This window comes from [Clostridium] celerecrescens 18A (assembly GCF_002797975.1).
Classification (GTDB): Bacteria; Bacillota; Clostridia; order Lachnospirales; family Lachnospiraceae; genus Lacrimispora; species Lacrimispora celerecrescens.
This window is the reverse complement of the sequence record NZ_PGET01000001.1, coordinates 1616801-1636376: the sequence shown is the minus strand read 5'-3', so window position 1 is coordinate 1636376 and position 19576 is coordinate 1616801. Positions and strand designations below refer to the sequence as shown.

Genomic DNA, 19576 nt, shown 5'->3' with positions numbered 1-19576 from the left:
CAGTTGTTTTGCAAATGATTTATAACACCAACGTTGAATGAAGCTTTTCTTTTCACCTTTTTATAAATCCACAGTATACTTGTACCGGTTGCCTGGATAATAACAATCAGAATATTCAAATATTTCCCCATCTGCTAAAAATGTCTTTCTAATCCTCTTAAATAAAGGCAGCTGTGGATCTACTTTTAAAAAATCCTGGATTTCCTTCGTGGATAACACGGCTTCTAAAGTATCCTGTCCTCTCACAATAATGATTCCATGGGTTTCTTGAAGATATTTATATAAGGATTCCATATAATATTCCTTTTCCATAGGCAGTTCCACGATCTCCTTCAAATACGTTACGGAATAGACCATAGGGATATTATCCACGCATCTCACTCTGGTAAGGCAGTAACATTGCTTCGTCTCAGGAATTCCAAGTACCATGGCTACTTTCTTCCCCGGTCTGACTTTTTCCATTGTACAGTAGGATGTACTCATGGTGATGTTATGCTGCTTCATTTCGTCTGTAAAGCTGATGACACATTTTAAATGTTCGTCAATTTTTTCATATATTACCGTGGTTCCAATTCCCCTTGAACTTTTGATGTACCGGTCCAGTGTCAGCGCAGCCAAAGCCTGTCTTATCGTGACCCGAGATACATTGTACTCTTCCATCAGCATCTTTTCAGTGGGAAAAATATCACCCTTATTGAATTCCCCATGCTCAATCTGCTTCTTTAATATTGTTTCCAGCTGGGAATATAAGGGCTGCGCTCCTTTTTCGTGATTCAGCATTGTCTACACTCCTTCCTTCATGGAAATAAACAGTCCCAGCATTGCCAGCCCCGATGTGTCGTCTTCTGTGAAAATCTCGATATTCCTATCCTGGCATTCTTTTCGGATACCGTCTCCAAAGAAGGCGAAACTTTTTGATATCTGCCCCCCCATAACCAGTGCATCAGGTTTAAACTTGTCTATAAACGGCATCATAGCGTCTTTTAAATTATCCCCGAATGCCTGGAACGTAAGCAGTGCCTTCTCTACCCCCTGACAGGACCGGTCGTAAAGTTCCTTACCGGAAATACTGCTGCCATAAATTTCACCGGCAAGTGCCGCTAGACCTCTGACGGATACGTAATCATCAATTACTCCGTCACGATAAGGAGTATTGTAAAGCCAGCCATTTTCCGGCACTCCGTCCTTTTCTTCCTTTAGCACCTTTTTTGCTTTTACAAAAGCGGAGCCTGCTCCAGTGCCAATACAAAGACAAATGATTTTTTCCTTATCTGCAGCTTTTCCAAACCAGCTTTCCCCCACAGCAAACGCTTCCACATCATGTAGGAATTGAAAAGGAATATCTGACAGCCAATCCAGACGCTTTTTCAATTGGGGAACGAGAGGAATTCCATAGATGGAATCGTACTTATCTAGTCCTTTCATCAAACTGATTCCATGAACGTAATCGAACGGTCCAGGAAACGCCATGGCTATGCCGGCAATGGGATTTCCCCCGGCCATTTTCTTCATCTGATCAATCAGGAAAGCAAAATTGTCAAAGATAATCCCGCTTTCTTCCTTTGCTAAGGCCGGAAAACTCTCCGGTTCTTTATAAAACAACTGTCCCATTTGGTTTGCAACCGCGTATTTTATCTTCGTACCGCCTACATCCAGAAGTATATATCTGCATTCCGCCTTCACACTTATCTCTCCTTTGTCAATCTGTATAACAGGCAATCAGGCCCTGGTTTTCTGCCTCACATTCTGCATACATTTCCGCCTCGCCGCATGGCTCATGAACCATCAGCGTATAGAAAAATTCATAAAATCCACCCAGATTCACCTTGAAATTTGTCTCCCAATAGTTGTTCATCACCCAGGAGTAAATCGGGGAACGGTTTCTTCCAATATCCTTGCAATTACATAAGACGATTGGTCTGGCTTCCAGTCCGCCAAGACTAATGAGAGGCGCATCTTTCGTGATAATGGCAAGATTTATGTTGTCTGATTTTAAAACTACACCATTCTGTATCAGATAGAAGTCCTGACAGCTTCCCGGCAGCTGATCAATTCCCGGCCGGAAAATACAACCTGTTTTATCAAAATAAACCGTTGTGTCTTCTCCGGCAGTAAACGGAAGGGCCACGTATAAGTTTTCTGGCTCCCATACACTTTGTTTATGGACTCTTACCATAACCTCCAGCTTAGGCTGATGTTTATATGCCTTTACCAATACCGTATAGAATCCGGTTCCTTCCAGTTGATAATCCAATTCAATTACCGCGTAAACCGTTCCGTTTTCCACGATTCTCCGATCCTTTAACATGCTTCTGTACCTTCTGGTAGCTGTAGACTTTCTGTTGCGTCCCATTCTTCTTCTGGTTTCACAGGCGGATTCCGCCATATCCGTCACCTCGTATACACCGGCAAATGCGCCGTCCACACTGTCATTACGGATCAGTTCTGTGTGATCTGCTTTATTAATAATGGAAATAATCCCCTTTTCTCCGTCTAAAGTAAGAATTATATGGTCAGTCTCAATCCGGTCTGCATCCACCCTGTTATCCTTTTCTGAAAGCAGGTCCTTAATGCCTTCCGCCCCGATGTGGGCGTGATTTTCAGTTGTCTGATACTTCCGTTCATCAAGAGTAATCATCACCAACTTCTCTTCTTTCGGTCTCATAACAATTTCGATTTCTACCTGGGTAGCCCTGGCGATCCGTTTTACCTGGCTTGGGATCGTCTGTCCGGTTTCACAATCTACCACCCGGATCGGAATGGTCTCATCATAACGTACACCTTGGATATACTCCCAGAACTCAATATAAAGGCAGGCTTTTGTGTGAAGCGCTACGTCATGTGGATTGATAATCAAATAGCGCTGAGGCTTATCCTGGCGGATTGTCACTTCCCCTTTGGCTGCCATAATCTGATCTAAATTCTTTGCCACGTGAGTATTGGAATTAGCTGCATAAGCACCTTTTTTCAGTTCCAGCATCCCTACCAGACTTTCCCACGGTTCAGAAACGCTGGAGGAATACCCCCAGGTATGTTCCGCATACAGCATCTGCTCCTTTGCTGTTTTCTCCATCAGTTTCTGATTTCCAAGCAGACCATGGGGATCCAGTTTCCTGCAGAGGTCATATTTTCTCATAGCATCCCGGTATACCTTTACCTCAGCCGGTGTTGAGCCGATTCCGTCGGCCCACCAGTCGGTCCAGTCTCCGCGAAAGACGGGGATATCGCTGCAATGATTCCTTACAGCATCGAAGAACTGCTCCAGGGTCACCATGCGGAAAGATATGCGGTCTTTGAATATCTTGTTCAATTCATTGACCCGTTTTGCAATGCCGGCACTGGGCGGTGCATTATCGGTAATTGCTCCGGAAACCATGAACGGTACGATATCGTAGGGATAACCTTCCTCATTGAGATTATCTAGATACCTCTGGATTCTGGTCTTTACGATCTTCATCTCGTTCTCGTACGTGTCCTCTGTGTTCTGGTTAAGAATGAAATTCTTCCGGATTCCCGGTGAAAATTCATCGTTTATCATATAAGTTGTTCCCCCATGTGGAGCTAGAAACATCTCATTCCCCAGGTGGTAATGATCTCCGTTCCAGACTAATAGCTGGTTTCCTTTGGGGCTTTCCCAGTAGAACGGAAGTGTTTTTTTATAGAGAGGGAACATTCCGTGATGGGGATGGAGGCAGGAGTAAAAATCCCGGATTCCATAATCGTAAAGAGCATCCGCATATCCCCATGCCATTCCGTTGATATCAGCGCACATACCAGCTGTAATCGGATGCCCGATTGCTTTCCCATACTGCTGCGCTTTTTCTATTGCGTGTTCCAGAACCGGCATGCTTACCAGTTCAGTCATGTTTAAATAGTTGCCGCTTAACCCGATTTCACCGCTTTTTACGTAGGTCTCGAATTTTTTCCTTGTGGCCTTGTCTGCTATTTCATAAAAATTCTCCACCTGCCAGTAATTTTCACACTGCCATACAAAACCGTCAGACCCTGTGATTTCTCCGCTGTGGATTCCATCAAGAATACCCATGGCCTGGCGTATAAAATCGTAATGGTACCGCATGATCTTATCCTGTCTTTCCGTATAGCCAATATCTGTATGGGAATGCTGTATTAAATAAATATTCCACTTTTTTTCCATATACATCTTCATCCTCCTTATTCCTTTTATTTACTGGTGTAAGCCATACCCGCCTCAAAGTTATTCTGAAGAAATATGAACAGAATAATAGTTGGTATGGACACCAGTATACATGCTAAAAACAGTGCCGGTGCATTACCTTTGCTTAACATGGACATGCTTGCCATGACCGGTCTGACATTGGTTGATTTTGTAAAAGTAAGCCCGAACATCAAGTCGTTCCAGGACCAGGTAAACTGTGAAAGGAACAGAATGGATAAAGGCGCCTTTGCCATTGGTACGAAGATGTATAACAGCGTTTTCCAATCCGATGCTCCATCGATCTTTGCCGATTCGCAGACCTCTTTAGAGATACCAAGAAAAAAGTTGCGAAGGACAAACATACAGAAAGGAATACAGATTGCCGTATAGAACAGTACCATGCCCAGACTTGTATCGTAAAGTCCCAGCTTAAAGTATCCTTTGTAAATAGGAATCAAATAAACCTGAAATGGAAAGATTGTTCCGCTGTAGATAAAAAGGAACCAGAACATTTTTCCACGAATCCTTAAATGAGTAAGGGCATAAGCTGCCAAAAGGCCGATAAAAGCTGAAAAACCAGATCCTAAAACTGCGTATAAAAAGCTGGCTCCTATGGAACTTAATATCCCGCTGTCAATCACGGTTTTTATATTGTCCACTAAATTGAAACCTTCTGGAAGCTGCCAGAAGCTTCCCATGTTATATTCCTGCTTTGTCTTTACGATATTCAGTACTGTAAAGATCAAGGGGGTAATCCACACAAGGCCAAGAACGGACAGTATGGTATTGACAATGACTGTTTTATTTGTTTTCTGTGCCATGATGACCTCCTTGTCTAATCTTCCTTGAAAGTATTCCTGATATTAAAATAGGATACTATGAGGATTACGATAGTAAGAACGACTGCAACCGCAGCGCCAACGCCGAAATTGTTATAAATAAAGGATTCCTCGTACATGGTAAGAGCCAGAGTCTCAGATGTCCTGTATGGACCGCCTTTCGTCATAACCCATATGCCGTCAAATACTTTAAAACTGTTTACAAGTGCCATTAAAAGCACAACGATGATGGTCGGTTTTAAAAGCGGCAGAATCACTTTTGTGTAAAGCTTGATGGAACCTGCACCTTCAATCTTGGCGGCCTCAATGGGAGACGAATCCATGTTCCTGATTCCTGAAATGAACAACAGCATGTTTAGACCGATCCCCTGCCATACGCCGGTCAGGATCATGATAAAGGTATTTACATAAGGAATGGCTAGCCAGTCTCTCGCCAGTTCCGGCTTCCCAAGCCATAAGAAAATCTGAGGAAGTCCATAGGTGGATAAAAGAGTAGCCATGATCAAGCCTCCGACCGTGCCGGAAAGTGCTGTTGGAAAATAAAATATATTTTTAAAGAGTGTTAATGCGGAACTCCTTGTAATCAAAATCGCAAACAATAATGGAACAAGCACTGACGTAACCATGGAAGAAACTACCCAGATGAAAGTATTCATCACTGAAGTCTTGAAATTTTTATCCTGAAACAAATTGATATAATTATCCAGACCTTTAAACGTCATTTTTGAAAAACCATCCCACTCAAAGAAGCTAAGCCGGACCGTATAAAAAATGGATGATACAAAAAAAATACCGATAAAAAGGACTGCCGGAAGTATATATAAATAATCCTTCCAATATATTTTTTTATTCTTTGTTTCTATCGTCCTTGCCATACCAGATGCTCCTTTCTGATCGCAGACTCGGAGAGCGGATGTCCGCTCTCCGGTTCCTGACCTTTTCCTGACTATTTTCCAAATACTTCAGATGCTTTTGCCTGGATTGTATGTAATACATCATCCACATCTGCATCCCCAAGTTCAAACTTCATCAGTTCGTCCAACGCTGTATTACGAATTTCTTCCGGCGTATTTTCGTAGTAGCGGAGGAGCATCTGGTAATTATCTGAATCTGAAGTAAAGGCAAGCGTATCCTGGATGCATTTGTTATCAACCTGTACTTCACTGGTATTTACAAAGTTTGCGACTTCTGTCAGAACCGTCTGATGCTCTTTCTTAAACCAGGACCGTAACACTTCTTTTGCAGTATCTTTATCTGCGCTGGCCTTGGCGACACATAATGGAGCCACTTCATAGAAGATAACCTTCTTATGATCATTCATGGAAGGAAGGACGAATACACCCACAGTTTCTCCGGCTACCATGCCGTATTCTTTAATCAGGGAACCCACTTCATAGTTTGGCTCCAATTCCATGGCTACGGTACCTTGTGCTAAAGATTTATCCATATCTTGAATCTTCATGGGCATGGTGAAATATCCCTTGTCCAGCATGTCTTTCCAGATATTCATTACTTTTACTACGTCCGGATCCGTATAATCTTTTGTTCCGTTACAGATATCCAAATAAAGCTGCGGTTCATATGCACCAATTAAGGCCTGGAACCAGATGAAGCCCGCCCATGAGTCATTTTTCAATGCGATAGGAGTGATGCCGTTGTCCTTTAACGTCTGGCAGACAGCAAGGAAGTCATCAAATGTTTGGGGCTCTTCAAGATTAAACTGTTTGAAAATATCCATATTGTAAACCATGGTATTATAGATAACACTGTATGGTACCGCATAGACCTTGCCATCCACAGTAAACGCATCTGCCAAGTCCTTTGATACGCCGTTTGGAACAATCACTTCATCCCAAAGGTCTGATAAATCCTCTAGCAAATCATTCTTGGCAAGTGTTTCTAACTGAGGTCCGCTCCACCAGGTAAATAATCCTGGTGCCTTCTTATCGCGGATGGATTGCTGCATGGCTGTCTGATATGCTGCCGTATCCGGATACGCAATCTGCTCTACTTTAATTCCGCTTAATTCCGTAATACTGTTCATGATTTTATCTACATCAGACTTTTCCGAATTGGCAAATTTGTCATTCCAAAATTCCACTTTCGTTCCTACTGCTGCGCTTCCCCCTGCCGCTGCTCCTGATGTCTCTGCTTTTTCCCCTTCTGTTTTCACAGTCCCGTTGTCAGCGTTCCCTTTTGAACTGCTCCCACATCCGGCCAATGTTCCCATAATCATTGCCGCTGTCAGCGTCGCCGCTACAAACCTCTTAGTTTTTAACATAACGATTGCCTCCTTATTTGCTTATCCTGCGCCACTTGCGCAGGCATGTAAAAGTTATAACATTACAATATACTAATATTATCAATAAATCAATTCATTTCATACAAATAGCACATGTTCAGTAATTATATTTAATACTATTTGTGCAATATGCATAAATTTGATTTATAGTAAGTTATAATGGAGGATAAATCAAGTGTTTTCAATTATTTTTTCTTATTTTTAACCAGCAATGCCTCTTTGGATAATACATTTAATAGGTGATTTACGATTTTTACACAAAAAAAACAGGGTGTGCACATTCCTGTAGCAAACTCCCTGTTTTCCTTATATGTTTTAACCTAGCTATGGACGTACCTGGCCATCCCCATATATGATATATTTTGTGGTCGTCAGCTCTTTAAGTCCCATAGGACCTCTTGCATGGAGCTTTTGGGTACTGATCCCGATCTCAGCCCCAAAACCGAATTCGTATCCATCCGTAAAGCGCGTGGATGCATTGACATAAACGGCCGCTGCATCGATCTCATTTAAAAACTTCTGAGCGTTATTATAATCTGAGGTAATGATGGCCTCGGAATGCTTGGTGTTATAACGATTAATGTGGGAAATCGCTTCATCCACGGAGCCAACAATCTTTAAGGACAAAATATAGTCCAGGTATTCACTGCCCCAATCTTCCTCGGTTGCAGGGACAAATCCTTCTGCCATGGAACAGGCTTCTTCATCCGCCCGGATCTCTACGGATTTCTGAGCGAGCCGCTCTTTTAATAAAGGCAGGAACTGAGGGGCAATTGCTCTGTGAATGACCAGGGATTCGCAGGCATTGCACACTCCGATCCTCTGGGTCTTTGCATTAAATATGACATCTAAGGCCATATCAAAATCAGCGGATTCATCGACAAAAATATGGCAGTTTCCGGTTCCTGTTTCAATGACCGGAATGGTACTGTTATCCACAACGGTTTTTATTAATCCGGCGCCTCCTCTTGGGATCAATACATCCACATATTCCCTAAGTCGCATGAATTCCTTTGTTACTTCTCTGTCAGTATCAGTAATGAGCTGGATGGTATCCTCCGGAAGTCCTGCATTCCTGAGGCCGGTACGGAGACATTTAACTATAGCCATGTTGGATTCCAGAGCATCGCTTCCGCCCTTTAAGATCACAGCATTTCCTGATTTAAAGCAGAGCCCAAAGGCATCGGCGGTCACGTTGGGCCTGGCTTCGTATATAATACCTACAACGCCCAAAGGAACGCGCTTCTGGCCGATGGTCAGGCCGTTTGGACGGATCTTCATGGAAATCACTTCTCCCACCGGGTCATCCAGTGCAGCCACGGATAAAAGTCCGTCAGCCATGGCTTCGATTCTCGCAGGAGTCAGTTCCAGGCGGTCAATCAGTCCGGCGTTCATTCCGGAAGCAGCAGCTTTTATTACATCCTCCTGGTTTGCGGCGAGGATTTCCGCTTCTCCTTCCAGAAGGGCGGCTGCCGCTGCCTTTAATCCTTCATTCTTTCTTGCTGATCCCTGGATACCTATAATTCCGGCTGTTTCTTTTGCTTTTCTTCCGATTTCAGTAATCGTCATAAAAGGTTCCTCCAATCTTTTCGTCTTTCCTGCCCATGCTCTTTGGGCATAAAGGGATACCCGAAGGTCGTTTCTTAAACGGTGTTTCTTCTTGCTCTTAAGGGAATCCCTTAAGGAATGATAATCCGGTCCATACGTTTGTCATGTGGTTCTGTAGGAATATGGTCAAAGATCTGGAAGCCGTAGGCTATGGCAATGCGGGGATGGTTTGGTTCTCTTTCAAAGAAACGGTCATAATATCCGCCGCCGTATCCGAGCCGGTTTCCGGACTTATCAAAAGCAACTCCCGGAACAATCACAGGCGCTTCCGGATCATGGATTTTTAAACAGGTTGGTTTTGGCTCCATAATACCCATAACACCTTCTTCTAAATCTGCTTTTCCGGAAATGGAATAAAATTCAAGCTCCCTTCCAACGACCTTAGGTACTGCTATGTATTTTCCCTGTTTTAATAAAGCTTCCATGAACTTCCAGGTACCTGCTTCCTGACGAAAGGAAACATAGCAATAAACGCAATACGCCCGAAGGATATCATCAAGGCTTAAAAGCTGCTCACAGATGGCATCGTTCCATACATTCTCGGTAACCGTTTCCAAGGTTTTTCGCTGTTCCTTTATCAAACGCCTGATATCATTCTTCTCCAACTTTTCCATACTTTTTACCCAAATCCGTTACGGATCCGTCTTCCTCCTGAATGGAAATGTTGTTTAAATTTCCCCGTAAACTATTGCGGATGGATTCGATATACTCTCTTCGCAAAGCAGCCTGCTCCGCCTGTTCTTCTTCTGATAATCCTGTTGCTTTTGATTTATGATAAAGTGTATTGATTCTGTCGATCTTATCCTGATTCATAGGGTTCTCCTTAATATTCGTGATTAATATAGTCCATTAAGTCAAAGTCATGGTTTGGATGGGCCAGGAACAGGGTTCCTTTTTCTTCGCCTGTTACGATCTGCTCGATAACCTCCACCTGGTCACCGTTAGCAATGACCATATCAGAACCGCTGTCCGTAGCAATACGGGCGGCAGCGAGCTTTGCAGCCATGCCTCCGGTACCCACATCGCTTCCGGAGGTGGATTTTCCCATATCAAGCAGCTTAGGTGTGATTTCCTTTACCAAACCGATAAATTCTGCCTTCGGGTTTTGTCTGGGATCATCAGAATAAAGACCGTCAATATCCGATAATAATATCAAAAGATCTGCCCCGATCAATGCGGCAACAATGGCGGAAAGCCGGTCATTATCCCCGAAATTATCTACCAGAGGAATTTCGGAGGTGGATACGGTATCGTTTTCATTGACAATGGGGATGGTTCCAAGTTTTAAAAGTTCATCAAAGGTGTTCTGGGCATTATATCGGCTGCTGTCATTAACCATGGTGTTTTTGGTTAAAAGAACTTGTGCCGCTATTTGATTATATTCAGCAAACAGCTTTTGGTACACCATCATAAGCCTGGCCTGGCCTACGGCGGCGAATGCCTGTTTTTCTGATATGGTTACAGGTCTGGTATGGTGCCCAAGAGCCTGACGTCCTGCTGCAATTGCGCCTGAGGAAACTAAAACCACCTGCTTTCCCTGTCCTTTTAAATCGCTGATTACACGAACCAGCTTTTCAATTTTCATCAGATTCAAATCCCCTGTGTAGGCATGGGTTAAGGATGAGGATCCGATCTTTATCACAATCCGTTTTTTATCCTTTAGTTCCTCTCGTTCTGTGGCGTTCATCTTCATTATCATCTGCTTTCTGTAATTCTTTTTGTTTCATATCTTACATCATTTTTATGGTTTCGTCAATTTATATAGAAAACCTGTCAAATCTGGAAGCAATGGCTTCTGCCACTTTTAAGCCGTCCATTGCAGCAGAAGTGATCCCTCCTGCATAGCCGGCGCCTTCTCCGCATGGATAGATTCCGCTGATACTGCATTCAAAGGTATCGCCTCTTGGTATGCGTACCGGTGAAGAGGTTCTGCTTTCCACACCTGCCAGGATGGCGTCTGGCCTGGAGAAGCCGTGAATCCGGCGTTCAAAAGCTTCTACTCCCTGGATCAGGGATTCTGCTAAGTATTCAGGTAGTAATTCTCTGATGTTTGCAAAATCATATAAACCTTTAAAAGCCGGTTCAACATTGCCAAATACCTTTGAGAGCTGATTCTTTTTAAAATCTCCGTAAAGCTGGACCGGAATTTTCCCGCTGCTGCTTAAAAAGGCCGCTTCTTCCAGCCGTCTTTGATATGCGATTCCGGCAAGAGGAGTTGTACTGCCAAAATCCTCTGGTGTTACGGTAACAATCAGGGCGCTGTTGGCGTTTACGCCATCCCTCTTGTGATAGCTCATTCCGTTTACCGCAAGCCTGTGTTCCTCTGAGGAGGCATTGACTACATATCCTCCGGGACACATACAGAAGGTATATACACCCCTTCCGTTTGTGCACTGATGGGTCAGCTTGTAATCCGCCGGGCCAAGTACAGGATGGTTACCAGTTCCGTACTGAGAACGGTTTATGCTTTCCTGCGGATGCTGAATTCTTAAGCCCACAGCAAAAGCCTTTGCTTCCATTGGAATGCCTCTTTTATTCAGAACTTCAAACGTGTCCCTGGCACTGTGCCCGATAGCCAGTACAAGAACTTCTGTCGGAATCTCTTCCTCTTCATCGACCATCACTCCCTGCATCCTGCCGTCTTTTACGATAAAATCTGTAACACGGCTGTTAAAACGGACCTCTCCTCCAAGGTTTATGATCTCCTCCCTCATTCCTCTCACGATGCCGCTTAAAACATCAGTGCCGATATGAGGCTTGTTTACATAGAGTATAGAAGGATCAGCTCCAAATTCCACGAAAAGCTCCAGCACCTTCCGGTTCCTCATAAGGGGATCTTTCACAAGGGTATTAAGCTTTCCATCGGAAAAGGTACCAGCGCCTCCCTCTCCAAACTGTACATTACAATCCGGTTTTAATGTCCCGCCATTCCAGAATAAGTCCACGGCCTCTCTGCGCTTTTCCACGGATTCTCCCCGTTCCAGAAGAAGGGGACGGTATCCGTGTCTTGCAAGCATGAGCCCACAAAAAAGCCCGGCCGGTCCGGCACCGATGATTACCGGCCGGCTGGCCATTTGTTCGATACCCGGCTTTGGAAAGGAGTATTCTTTTATCTCCGACATTCCAATATCTCCGCTTTTTGCTTTATGTATCACAGACTCTTCTTTTGTAGTTTCCACATCGATGCTGTAAGTAAAATGGATTTCCTCTTTTTTTCTTGCATCAACAGACTGTTTGATTATTTGAATAGAGCGGATATCCTTTACCGGAATTTTTAGTGTTTTTGCTGCCTTTGCCCATAAGGCCTCTTCTGTGTGATCCACCGGCAGCTTTAACTGATTAATTCTGATCATTACGTTCCTCATTCCTGCCCCGAGGGACAGCCTTTCCTGCACTAGTACCTGCCAGTATGCCGCAAGACCACGCCCACTGAAGGTTATAACCCCCGCAAATGCCGTCCACATCAAGAATCTCCCCAGCCAGGTAAAGTCCGTTAATTAGTTTTGACTCCATGGTATTGGGGTCCACATCCCTGGTATCAATGCCTCCGCTGCACACCTGAGCCTGATCAAAGGAATTGGCGGCAAGGATTTCTGTTTTAAGTCCCTTTAAAACAGAGGTCAGCTTTTTTATCTGCAGGGTTGTGATATCTTTAACAAAGCCCGTCTCTGAGATCCCGGCTTCCTTTAAAAGAATCCGGGCAAGCTTGTGATTTAAGACACCATTTAGAAATTCTTCCGCCGGCCGGTAGCAAAAGCGCTTCGCCCTTTCCGAAAGAAGCTGTCTGGTACTGTTAAAATCCATGGAAGGTAATAAATCCAACTCTGCCGTCACCTGACGGCCAGTATCGATTCCCCCGGCAGCAAAACGGCTGACCTGGAAAACCGGAATTCCGGAGATTCCGTAATCCGTGAACTGAAGTTCCCCGCGGTCTTCTGCTGCAGTTTTTCCGTCTATTTTAAGCGTCACAGAAGCCTCAGTTCTGACACCGGCTGCCTGTTTGTACCACTTTTCCCTGCACTTTAGCTGTACCAAAGCAGGCAGTGGCTTAATAATGCGGTGCCCCAAAGCCTTAGCCAGCTGATAACCGCTTCCATCGGATCCTGTTTTCGGAGCCGCCATGGAACCTGCCGCTAAAATGATGGCATCTGCCTTTTTCTTTCCTTTGGAAGTTATCAGGGATAAATCCTTCCTTATCTCCTCAACCTGACAGTCAGTGATGACGGAAACACCAAGATGGTTAAGTTCAAAAAGAAGAGCTTCCAGAACGGAGACGGCTTGTCCTGTGTTAGGATAGACGTATCCATTCCGGTCTGTAAGAACAAGACCCAGGTCCCGGAAAAATTCCAGTGTCTGTTCCACTGTAATGTGATCCAGCACTTTTTTAATAAACGCCTGCTGACTTCCCCGGTAAGCGCCATCCGGAGTCATTAAATTGGTTAAATTGCATTTCCCATTTCCGGTGGAAAGAAGCTTTTTCCCCGCTTTGGCTGTATGTTCTAAAACGGTAACAGAAGCACCCTGTCTGGCTGCCTGGATAGCCGCTGCCAGACCGGAAGCTCCTGCTCCTACAATGATTACCTGTTGTTTCATAAAATCCTCCTGTATCCTCAGACAGACTTATTGTATCCAGTTTGTCCCTTCATTTCAAGTATTTCTTTAGCTTGTATAGGATTCCAGGTAATTAAATACCTCGATCATGGAAGAAAACCATATGCCTTCCATTAATTTCCCCCGCTCTTCCTCAGGAAAGTCAGTGACGGGCATATGGGTATAAAGGCAGATGGTTGTTTTATCCTGGTAGAGGACGAGAAGATATCCGTCCTCTGAGACAAGATAAAATTTTTCTTTGCCCTTTGCATTTACGGGTTCAACCTCTTCCTGGTTTATCACAATCTGCGCTTCCGTTACAGTTTCTGTTTCTATGGTTGCCCCCGGCAGAGCCTCTTCAGGCCTTACGCTGTCCTTTGTAATGGCAAAACCAATTCCTAAGCAAATGGCGGATGCCGCTACGAACAAAAGAAAGCAGAACATATACTTCTTCATGAGATGATACCTCCTTCATGTAAGTATAGTATCTGCCTTCTTCCTGGGTTTTAATCACATAAGATGGAATTTTCTTGCAATGCGCACCAGCTTCTTCCCTCCCGGAACGTTTAAAAGCTCTGCTTCATCTACACAGCGCAGTTTTAAAAGAAGAATTCCATAAACCACCACAGCTATGGCTATAGCGGCAAGAACACTGATTGCATTGCGCTTTAAGGTCAGATGAACAAGGAAATAAGTGCCGTAAGCGGCCGCTCCCATAACCCCCGATGCCAGAATGGGAATAATAAATGTTTTTTTGATTTCCTGCCTGTAATTTAAAAATCGACCGATTGCGGCTCCGTTTAAGAGACACATGGTAAGGGCAAATAAGATGTTTGAATATACCACGCTGTAAATTCCCATCCGGAATCCGAAAAGCATGATGCACAGGATGATTACATGAAGGACCAGGGAAATGATCGCATTCTTTAAGGGGGTCTGCATCCGGTTTATCCCCTGTAATACTCCATTGGTCACTGTGGAAAGGGAGAAAAACACGACTGCCACAGATCCGTACATCATCATCTTAATTAGAGCCGAGTTGTCATTCCTGCTGAATAACAGATTACAGATAGGCCCTGCCAGTACGGTAAGACCAACCGTAGCCGGTATGGCGATGAGCATGGAAAAACGAATCACCATGGAAACCTTGCTTTTTAACTGTCCTCTCTGACCTTCCGCCATTGCTCTTGAAAGGGATGGGATTAGAGCGGAGGCAAGGGAATTGGCAATTGCAACCGGGATGTTAAATAGAAGCTGGTACTTCCCGATTATGCCCCAGTTGGAAGCAATCTCCGAAGCACCCATGCCCATAGCCGTCATGCCGTTTCCATAGATGCTGTTGTCAATCACGGTACTTATGTTATAAGCCACGCTGCTTAAAACAATGGGAAAGACTGTCATGAAAAGAACGCCGGAAAGTTCTCCATAGGATTCCCGACGCCTTGTCCTGTCCCTTCTTGCCTGCTTTTTCATGATTGGCAGGTAGCTGAATAAAATAAACAGGAGAAACAGCAGGGCAGCTACAGCCCCTGCTCCTGTTCCAATGGTTCCTCCCGCTGCTCCAAGGGCAAAGGAGTATTCCGTTGATCCGTGAACCAGATTGGACCGAAGCCCTGCCTGAAACAGCCTGGAAGCTGCATATACGCTGATGATCGCATTGACGATCTGTTCAAGAATCTGAGATATAGCCGTGGGAAGCATGGTCCCAATACCCTGGAAATATCCCCGGAACACACCAAGATAGGCAATCACCCAGATGGTAGGGGCCAGTGTCTTTAAGGCATAGAAGGTATAAGGCATTTTTAAAAACCGGCTGGCGAATATATCCGCTCCAAACCAGAGCACGGCAGCTCCCAGCCCTCCTACCACAGTACCGTAAAACAGAGCTACCTTTAACACCCTTATGGAGTTGCGGTACTCTTTTCTCGCCAGTCTGGTGGCGATCATCTTGGATACTGCCGTAGGCAGGCTGTAGGAGGATACAATCAAAAGGAGGGAATAAATGGTAAACGCAGAGCTGTAATAACCATTTCCTTCATTCCCTAAAATATCCGCCAGAGGGATACGGTAAAACATGCCAATGACCCGAACGATAATGCCTGCCACCGCAAGGATGGCTCCCTGGATCAGGAAATTAGAAGATCCCCTTTTTGTTGCTTTACTGCTTGTCCTATTCTTTTCCATATAACTTTACATTGGGAGAATCCTGTGCAGAAATAATGCATACCCAGGTTTTTCCCTGGTTCAGGATAATCTCGTTATTCTCCATGTCGTAATAATGTGTTGGGCCGAATTCTCCGTCTTTGCTCCATTTTATGGGGATGGAACGGCCTTCTGTCACGTAACAGCCATAAGAGTCATCCTGTACGTTGATGTTTAAATATTCTGTCGTTGCATAATGGGCGGAAGGACAGTATTGAAGGATGATATTCTTAACCTTGATCTGGCCTTCACTTCCCTTGTGGGGAGCCCCGTACTGAAACCGGTAGTAAAGACCGTCCTCTTCATGATACTCAAACCACGGTTTGTTGAGCACATAGCCTGGATAGACCTTATAGGCATCGCTAACGCTATTTGCTCCTTCAAGAGTTACCTTCCTGCCATCCTTTGCAAAACGGTAATGGCCGCGGTAGGACGGAGCATAGCTTTCAGAGTATCCCAGCTGAAGAATGGATTTGTTTAACCGTTCCCCGCTGGTGTAAGCGTTATGGGGAGTTTTCCGGTCTTTGGTACGGAAATATGCCACCGTACCGATACCGTCAAGCCCGTTGATGTTATCCACATTGGCCAGATAAGGCTTTGCAAAGGTGCTCTGCCCGTAATGAGCATAGATCGCATCAAACTCGCGGGCAAAATATGTATAATAGGTGCGGCAGCTCCTGACGGAGCCGATCCGGTCCAGATCATCATAATTTTCCAAAATAGCCATGTAACGGTTCATTCCACCTTCTGCCGGTGCTTCATAGACCACTCCGGCACGGTTGATTCCGTATTGCGGAAGAGCTTCTTTGTCATTGCTCATCATCACTGCCACCGGCCTCCGGTTTCCTATGGCAGAATCCACCATCTCCCCCGTAAGGTAACTGCGTATCTTACCATCTTTTTCGGTACGTTCTTCAAAGGTATAGTATTCACCGGAATTCGCTTCTGTCCCATCGTCTGCTGACTCACTGCTGCTTATTTTGATTTCTTTTGTTTCCGCCTCGGCGGTTTCCACCGATTGATCCGGAATCCATACCTTTTCATATTTTTTACCGCAGCCGGATAAAAAAGCGGCAGACAGCATGACGCCAGCGAATCCAAACCATACCTTTTTCATCATCTCGTATATCCTCCCCGGCGTAAGATTTCTTCCTGCTTCCTTTCCATGATCTCCCGTTCTTCCTCTTCCATGTGATCATAGCCGCATAGATGAAGCATACTGTGAGCGACTAAAAAAGCAAGCTCTCTTGTTTGGGAATGACCGTATTTTTCTGCTTGTTCTTCCACCTTATCGATAGATATGACGATATCTCCCAGTAATAGTTCTCCTGTTTCCGGATGAAAGCAGTCATCCGCAGCATCTTCCAGATACTCAAAATCCGAAGGCCTTTCATATTCAATCATGGGAAAGGAAAGAACATCTGTGGGATTGTCAATATTCCGGTATTCGTTGTTGATCTGGCGGATATCTTCATTGTCTGTAATGAGGACATTGACCTCTGCCTCATAAGGGCAGTCTTCATAATCCAGTGAATCTTCCACTACCCTTTTAATGATATCTTCATATGGGATATCCAGTTTTTTTTCGGCCTCATATTCAATATTAATCGTCATAACGCGCCTTTCTGCCGCCAATGGCTTTTGTCTTTCGTTCCACTGGCTTTTTCTTCGACTCATAATCATCATAAGCCTGTACGATTTTCTGCACCAGAGGATGACGAACCACGTCACTGCTGGTTAGATGGCAGAAACCGATGTCGTCAATTCTCTTTAATATTTTCATGGCCATATCAAGACCTGATAAGCTTCCGGAAGGAAGATCTTTTTGCGTCAAGTCACCTGTTACAATTACCTTTGACCCAAAGCCGATTCTGGTGAGGAACATCTTCATCTGGGCCGGAGTGGTGTTCTGGGCTTCGTCAAGAATAATATAGGCATTGTCTAAGGTACGGCCTCTCATGTAAGCCAGAGGTGCTACCTCAATCAGGCCTTTCTCGGAATTGTGAAGATAGCTCTCTGCTCCCATGATCTGATAGAGTGCATCATATAAAGGCCTTAAGTAAGGATCTATTTTGCTTTGTAAATCTCCTGGGAGAAACCCCAGCTTTTCACCGGCCTCAATAGCAGGTCTGGTCAGAATGATCCGGCCTACCTCTCCGTTTTTAAAAGCCTGGATTGCCATAGCCATGGCAAGATAGGTTTTTCCGGTTCCTGCAGGACCGATTCCGAATACGATCATCTTCTTTCTGATCTGGTCTACATACTGCTTTTGCCCGAGGGTCTTTGGCTTTACCGGCCTTCCTGTTATGGTTCTGCAGATAATGTCCTTGTCGATTTCTAAAATCTGATTGTCGATTTCAGAAAATGACAGAGAAAGAGCATAATCTACATTTTGTTCTGTAATGGAATTCCCCCGTTTGGAAAGCTCAATCAGATTACTAAATACACTTTTTGCTTTCTGTACCATTTGTTCTGATCCAATGATCTTTAGGGCGCCATCGCGTCCAATCATGGTAACATGCAGGGTACGTTCTATTTTCTTTAGATAGCTGTCAAACTGTCCGCATACATTTTTTTCGTGTTCAGCTGGAATGTCTATGATTGTCTCAATTACGCTCATTTGAATGATTTGTCTCCTCCGGTTCCTCTGATCTTTGTATCTTAAACGCCTCCCGCCTACCTAAAGGCTCCTCTACCACGAAATCTATGGCTACCTGGCATAAAGATTCATTATCTAGTATTTTAACATGATTTTCCAGAATTTGTACCCCTTTTTCTATTAAATTTTTTTTGTACCTTTCGTTGATATCCTCAGACAGCTGTTTTTTCTCTTCCTCTGTATAGGGACGCTCGTAGGATATATACTCTTTCCCTGTTATTTTGCCAAAGTAAATGGGAAGATAAAAATTCTGGAATAAATGAAGCTGCTCTTCTTCCATGGTCCTTTTCCAGGAAGTTCCCTCTGGCCGGGGTCGGATAAGCATGAAGGAAAAACGGAAAGCCTTCATATAATAACCCTTCCTTTCTTTCCCTGTTTCTACATCGATTTTCCTAAAAAGAGGAATCTGTCTTATAAAATGATATTCTGTCCTGGCTGTTATATCCGCATCAGAGCGTACAAAGTGGGTGTTTATCACTGTTTCGCTGTCATCGATAATGGGAAGGGTGCCGCTGACCAGTATCTGCCCTTCTTCTACCGTATCACCTATGGCTGCCATTGGAACTCCGCTGCGAACGATCATGGAGGTGATTACACCGCCTTTTTCCGCTATGATATCACAGGGAGTTTCATCCTTAGCAGGAATCTCCGACAACACTTCATTTTCTTTTATTTTAACCAAAAGGCGTGTTCCTGATACCCTTGCTGATACCCAGGTTATTTCAGGAAACTTTGTGCGAAAAGCTTCTTCCAGGACGTCACAATCAATTTTTGATTTTTTCATACCATACCGGATTTCTTCCGATTCGCAGAATTTTATAAGAGTGTCGTATGTATACATCCGGTTCCCGTCAAATTCAATATCCCAGATAAACAGGGAAAGAGAATAGAGGATCAAAAAAAAGCTGATGAACCCGGCTGCATATAGTTTTCTTTTTTTGTTCCGATATAAAAAAAAAGGAAGTCCAAACTTTTTTAAAATCCTAAGTCTGACCTTCGATTTGCGCACAAGGGGCTTCACCTTACGGAACCCTTGTACCGTCATGAAAAGCTGATAGGAATGTCCGCAATTTACGACTTTCCACAATTCAAGTTCATGTACGCTGCACATGTTAAGAAAACGTTCCGGGGAAAAACCGGTCATTTCTATAGAAAGATAACCGAATAAATAATGTTTCAGCCATGCAAGCATCTTATTT

The 19576-nt window shown here is 44.2% G+C and carries 18 protein-coding genes; all 18 read right to left on the bottom strand.

Annotated features, from left to right (window positions below; genetic code table 11):
- Window positions 1–60: 60 nt before the first annotated feature.
- On the bottom strand, window positions 61–780 hold the full coding sequence (locus tag H171_RS07765) for a GntR family transcriptional regulator (protein ID WP_100304620.1): 720 nt from the start codon (window positions 778–780) through the stop codon (window positions 61–63).
- 3 nt (window positions 781–783) lie between these two features.
- A complete protein-coding gene (locus tag H171_RS07760; protein WP_242976908.1) occupies window positions 784–1683 on the bottom strand; it encodes an ROK family protein in 900 nt (299 codons plus the stop codon).
- 16 nt (window positions 1684–1699) lie between these two features.
- A complete protein-coding gene (locus tag H171_RS07755; protein WP_166433597.1) occupies window positions 1700–4162 on the bottom strand; it encodes a glycoside hydrolase family 38 N-terminal domain-containing protein in 2463 nt (820 codons plus the stop codon).
- 20 nt (window positions 4163–4182) lie between these two features.
- Window positions 4183–4998: a carbohydrate ABC transporter permease gene (locus H171_RS07750; protein ID WP_100304618.1), complete on the bottom strand. Its 816-nt coding sequence runs from the start codon at window positions 4996–4998 to the stop codon at window positions 4183–4185.
- A gap of 14 nt (window positions 4999–5012) precedes the next feature.
- Window positions 5013–5891: a carbohydrate ABC transporter permease gene (locus H171_RS07745; protein WP_100304617.1), complete on the bottom strand. Its 879-nt coding sequence runs from the start codon at window positions 5889–5891 to the stop codon at window positions 5013–5015.
- Window positions 5892–5962: 71 nt separating this feature from the next.
- Window positions 5963–7297 (bottom strand): ABC transporter substrate-binding protein, encoded by a 1335-nt coding sequence (locus H171_RS07740; protein WP_100304616.1) that lies wholly within the window; start codon window positions 7295–7297, stop codon window positions 5963–5965.
- Window positions 7298–7642: 345 nt separating this feature from the next.
- Window positions 7643–8887 (bottom strand): glutamate-5-semialdehyde dehydrogenase, encoded by a 1245-nt coding sequence (locus H171_RS07735; RefSeq protein WP_100304615.1) that lies wholly within the window; start codon window positions 8885–8887, stop codon window positions 7643–7645.
- A gap of 110 nt (window positions 8888–8997) precedes the next feature.
- Window positions 8998–9540 carry a 5-formyltetrahydrofolate cyclo-ligase gene (locus H171_RS07730; RefSeq protein ID WP_100304614.1) on the bottom strand — a complete coding sequence of 181 codons (543 nt, stop codon included), beginning with the start codon at window positions 9538–9540 and terminating at the stop codon, window positions 8998–9000.
- Window positions 9518–9739, bottom strand: a complete 222-nt coding sequence (locus tag H171_RS07725) for a DUF896 domain-containing protein (RefSeq protein WP_054790714.1) — start codon at window positions 9737–9739, stop codon at window positions 9518–9520. The genes H171_RS07730 and H171_RS07725 overlap by 23 nt, the downstream gene beginning before the upstream one ends.
- Window positions 9740–9749: 10 nt before the next feature.
- Window positions 9750–10613: a glutamate 5-kinase gene (proB, locus tag H171_RS07720; protein WP_100307463.1), complete on the bottom strand. Its 864-nt coding sequence runs from the start codon at window positions 10611–10613 to the stop codon at window positions 9750–9752.
- 70 nt (window positions 10614–10683) lie between these two features.
- Window positions 10684–12279: an NAD(P)/FAD-dependent oxidoreductase gene (locus tag H171_RS07715; protein WP_100304613.1), complete on the bottom strand. Its 1596-nt coding sequence runs from the start codon at window positions 12277–12279 to the stop codon at window positions 10684–10686.
- Window positions 12266–13519 (bottom strand): BaiN/RdsA family NAD(P)/FAD-dependent oxidoreductase, encoded by a 1254-nt coding sequence (locus tag H171_RS07710; protein WP_100304612.1) that lies wholly within the window; start codon window positions 13517–13519, stop codon window positions 12266–12268. Before H171_RS07710 ends, H171_RS07715 begins: the two co-directional genes overlap by 14 nt.
- A gap of 66 nt (window positions 13520–13585) precedes the next feature.
- Window positions 13586–13972, bottom strand: a complete 387-nt coding sequence (locus H171_RS07705) for a hypothetical protein (protein ID WP_100304611.1) — start codon at window positions 13970–13972, stop codon at window positions 13586–13588.
- A gap of 54 nt (window positions 13973–14026) precedes the next feature.
- Complete coding sequence (locus tag H171_RS07700) at window positions 14027–15700, bottom strand: putative polysaccharide biosynthesis protein (RefSeq protein ID WP_100304610.1); 1674 nt, start codon at window positions 15698–15700, stop codon at window positions 14027–14029.
- A complete protein-coding gene (locus H171_RS07695) occupies window positions 15687–16838 on the bottom strand; it encodes a DUF3048 domain-containing protein (RefSeq protein ID WP_100304609.1) in 1152 nt (383 codons plus the stop codon). Before H171_RS07695 ends, H171_RS07700 begins: the two co-directional genes overlap by 14 nt.
- Entirely contained in the window at window positions 16835–17332 is a 498-nt protein-coding gene (gene ybeY / locus H171_RS07690) for an rRNA maturation RNase YbeY (RefSeq protein ID WP_100304608.1), read from the bottom strand. The genes H171_RS07695 and ybeY overlap by 4 nt, the downstream gene beginning before the upstream one ends.
- Window positions 17322–18338, bottom strand: coding sequence for a PhoH family protein (locus tag H171_RS07685; RefSeq protein ID WP_100304607.1), 1017 nt, complete (start codon window positions 18336–18338; stop codon window positions 17322–17324). The genes ybeY and H171_RS07685 overlap by 11 nt, the downstream gene beginning before the upstream one ends.
- The gene (yqfD, locus tag H171_RS07680) at window positions 18325–19569 is read right to left on the bottom strand and encodes a sporulation protein YqfD (RefSeq protein WP_100304606.1); all 1245 of its coding nucleotides are present in this window, start codon (window positions 19567–19569) and stop codon (window positions 18325–18327) included. Before yqfD ends, H171_RS07685 begins: the two co-directional genes overlap by 14 nt.
- Window positions 19570–19576 lie beyond the last annotated feature (7 nt).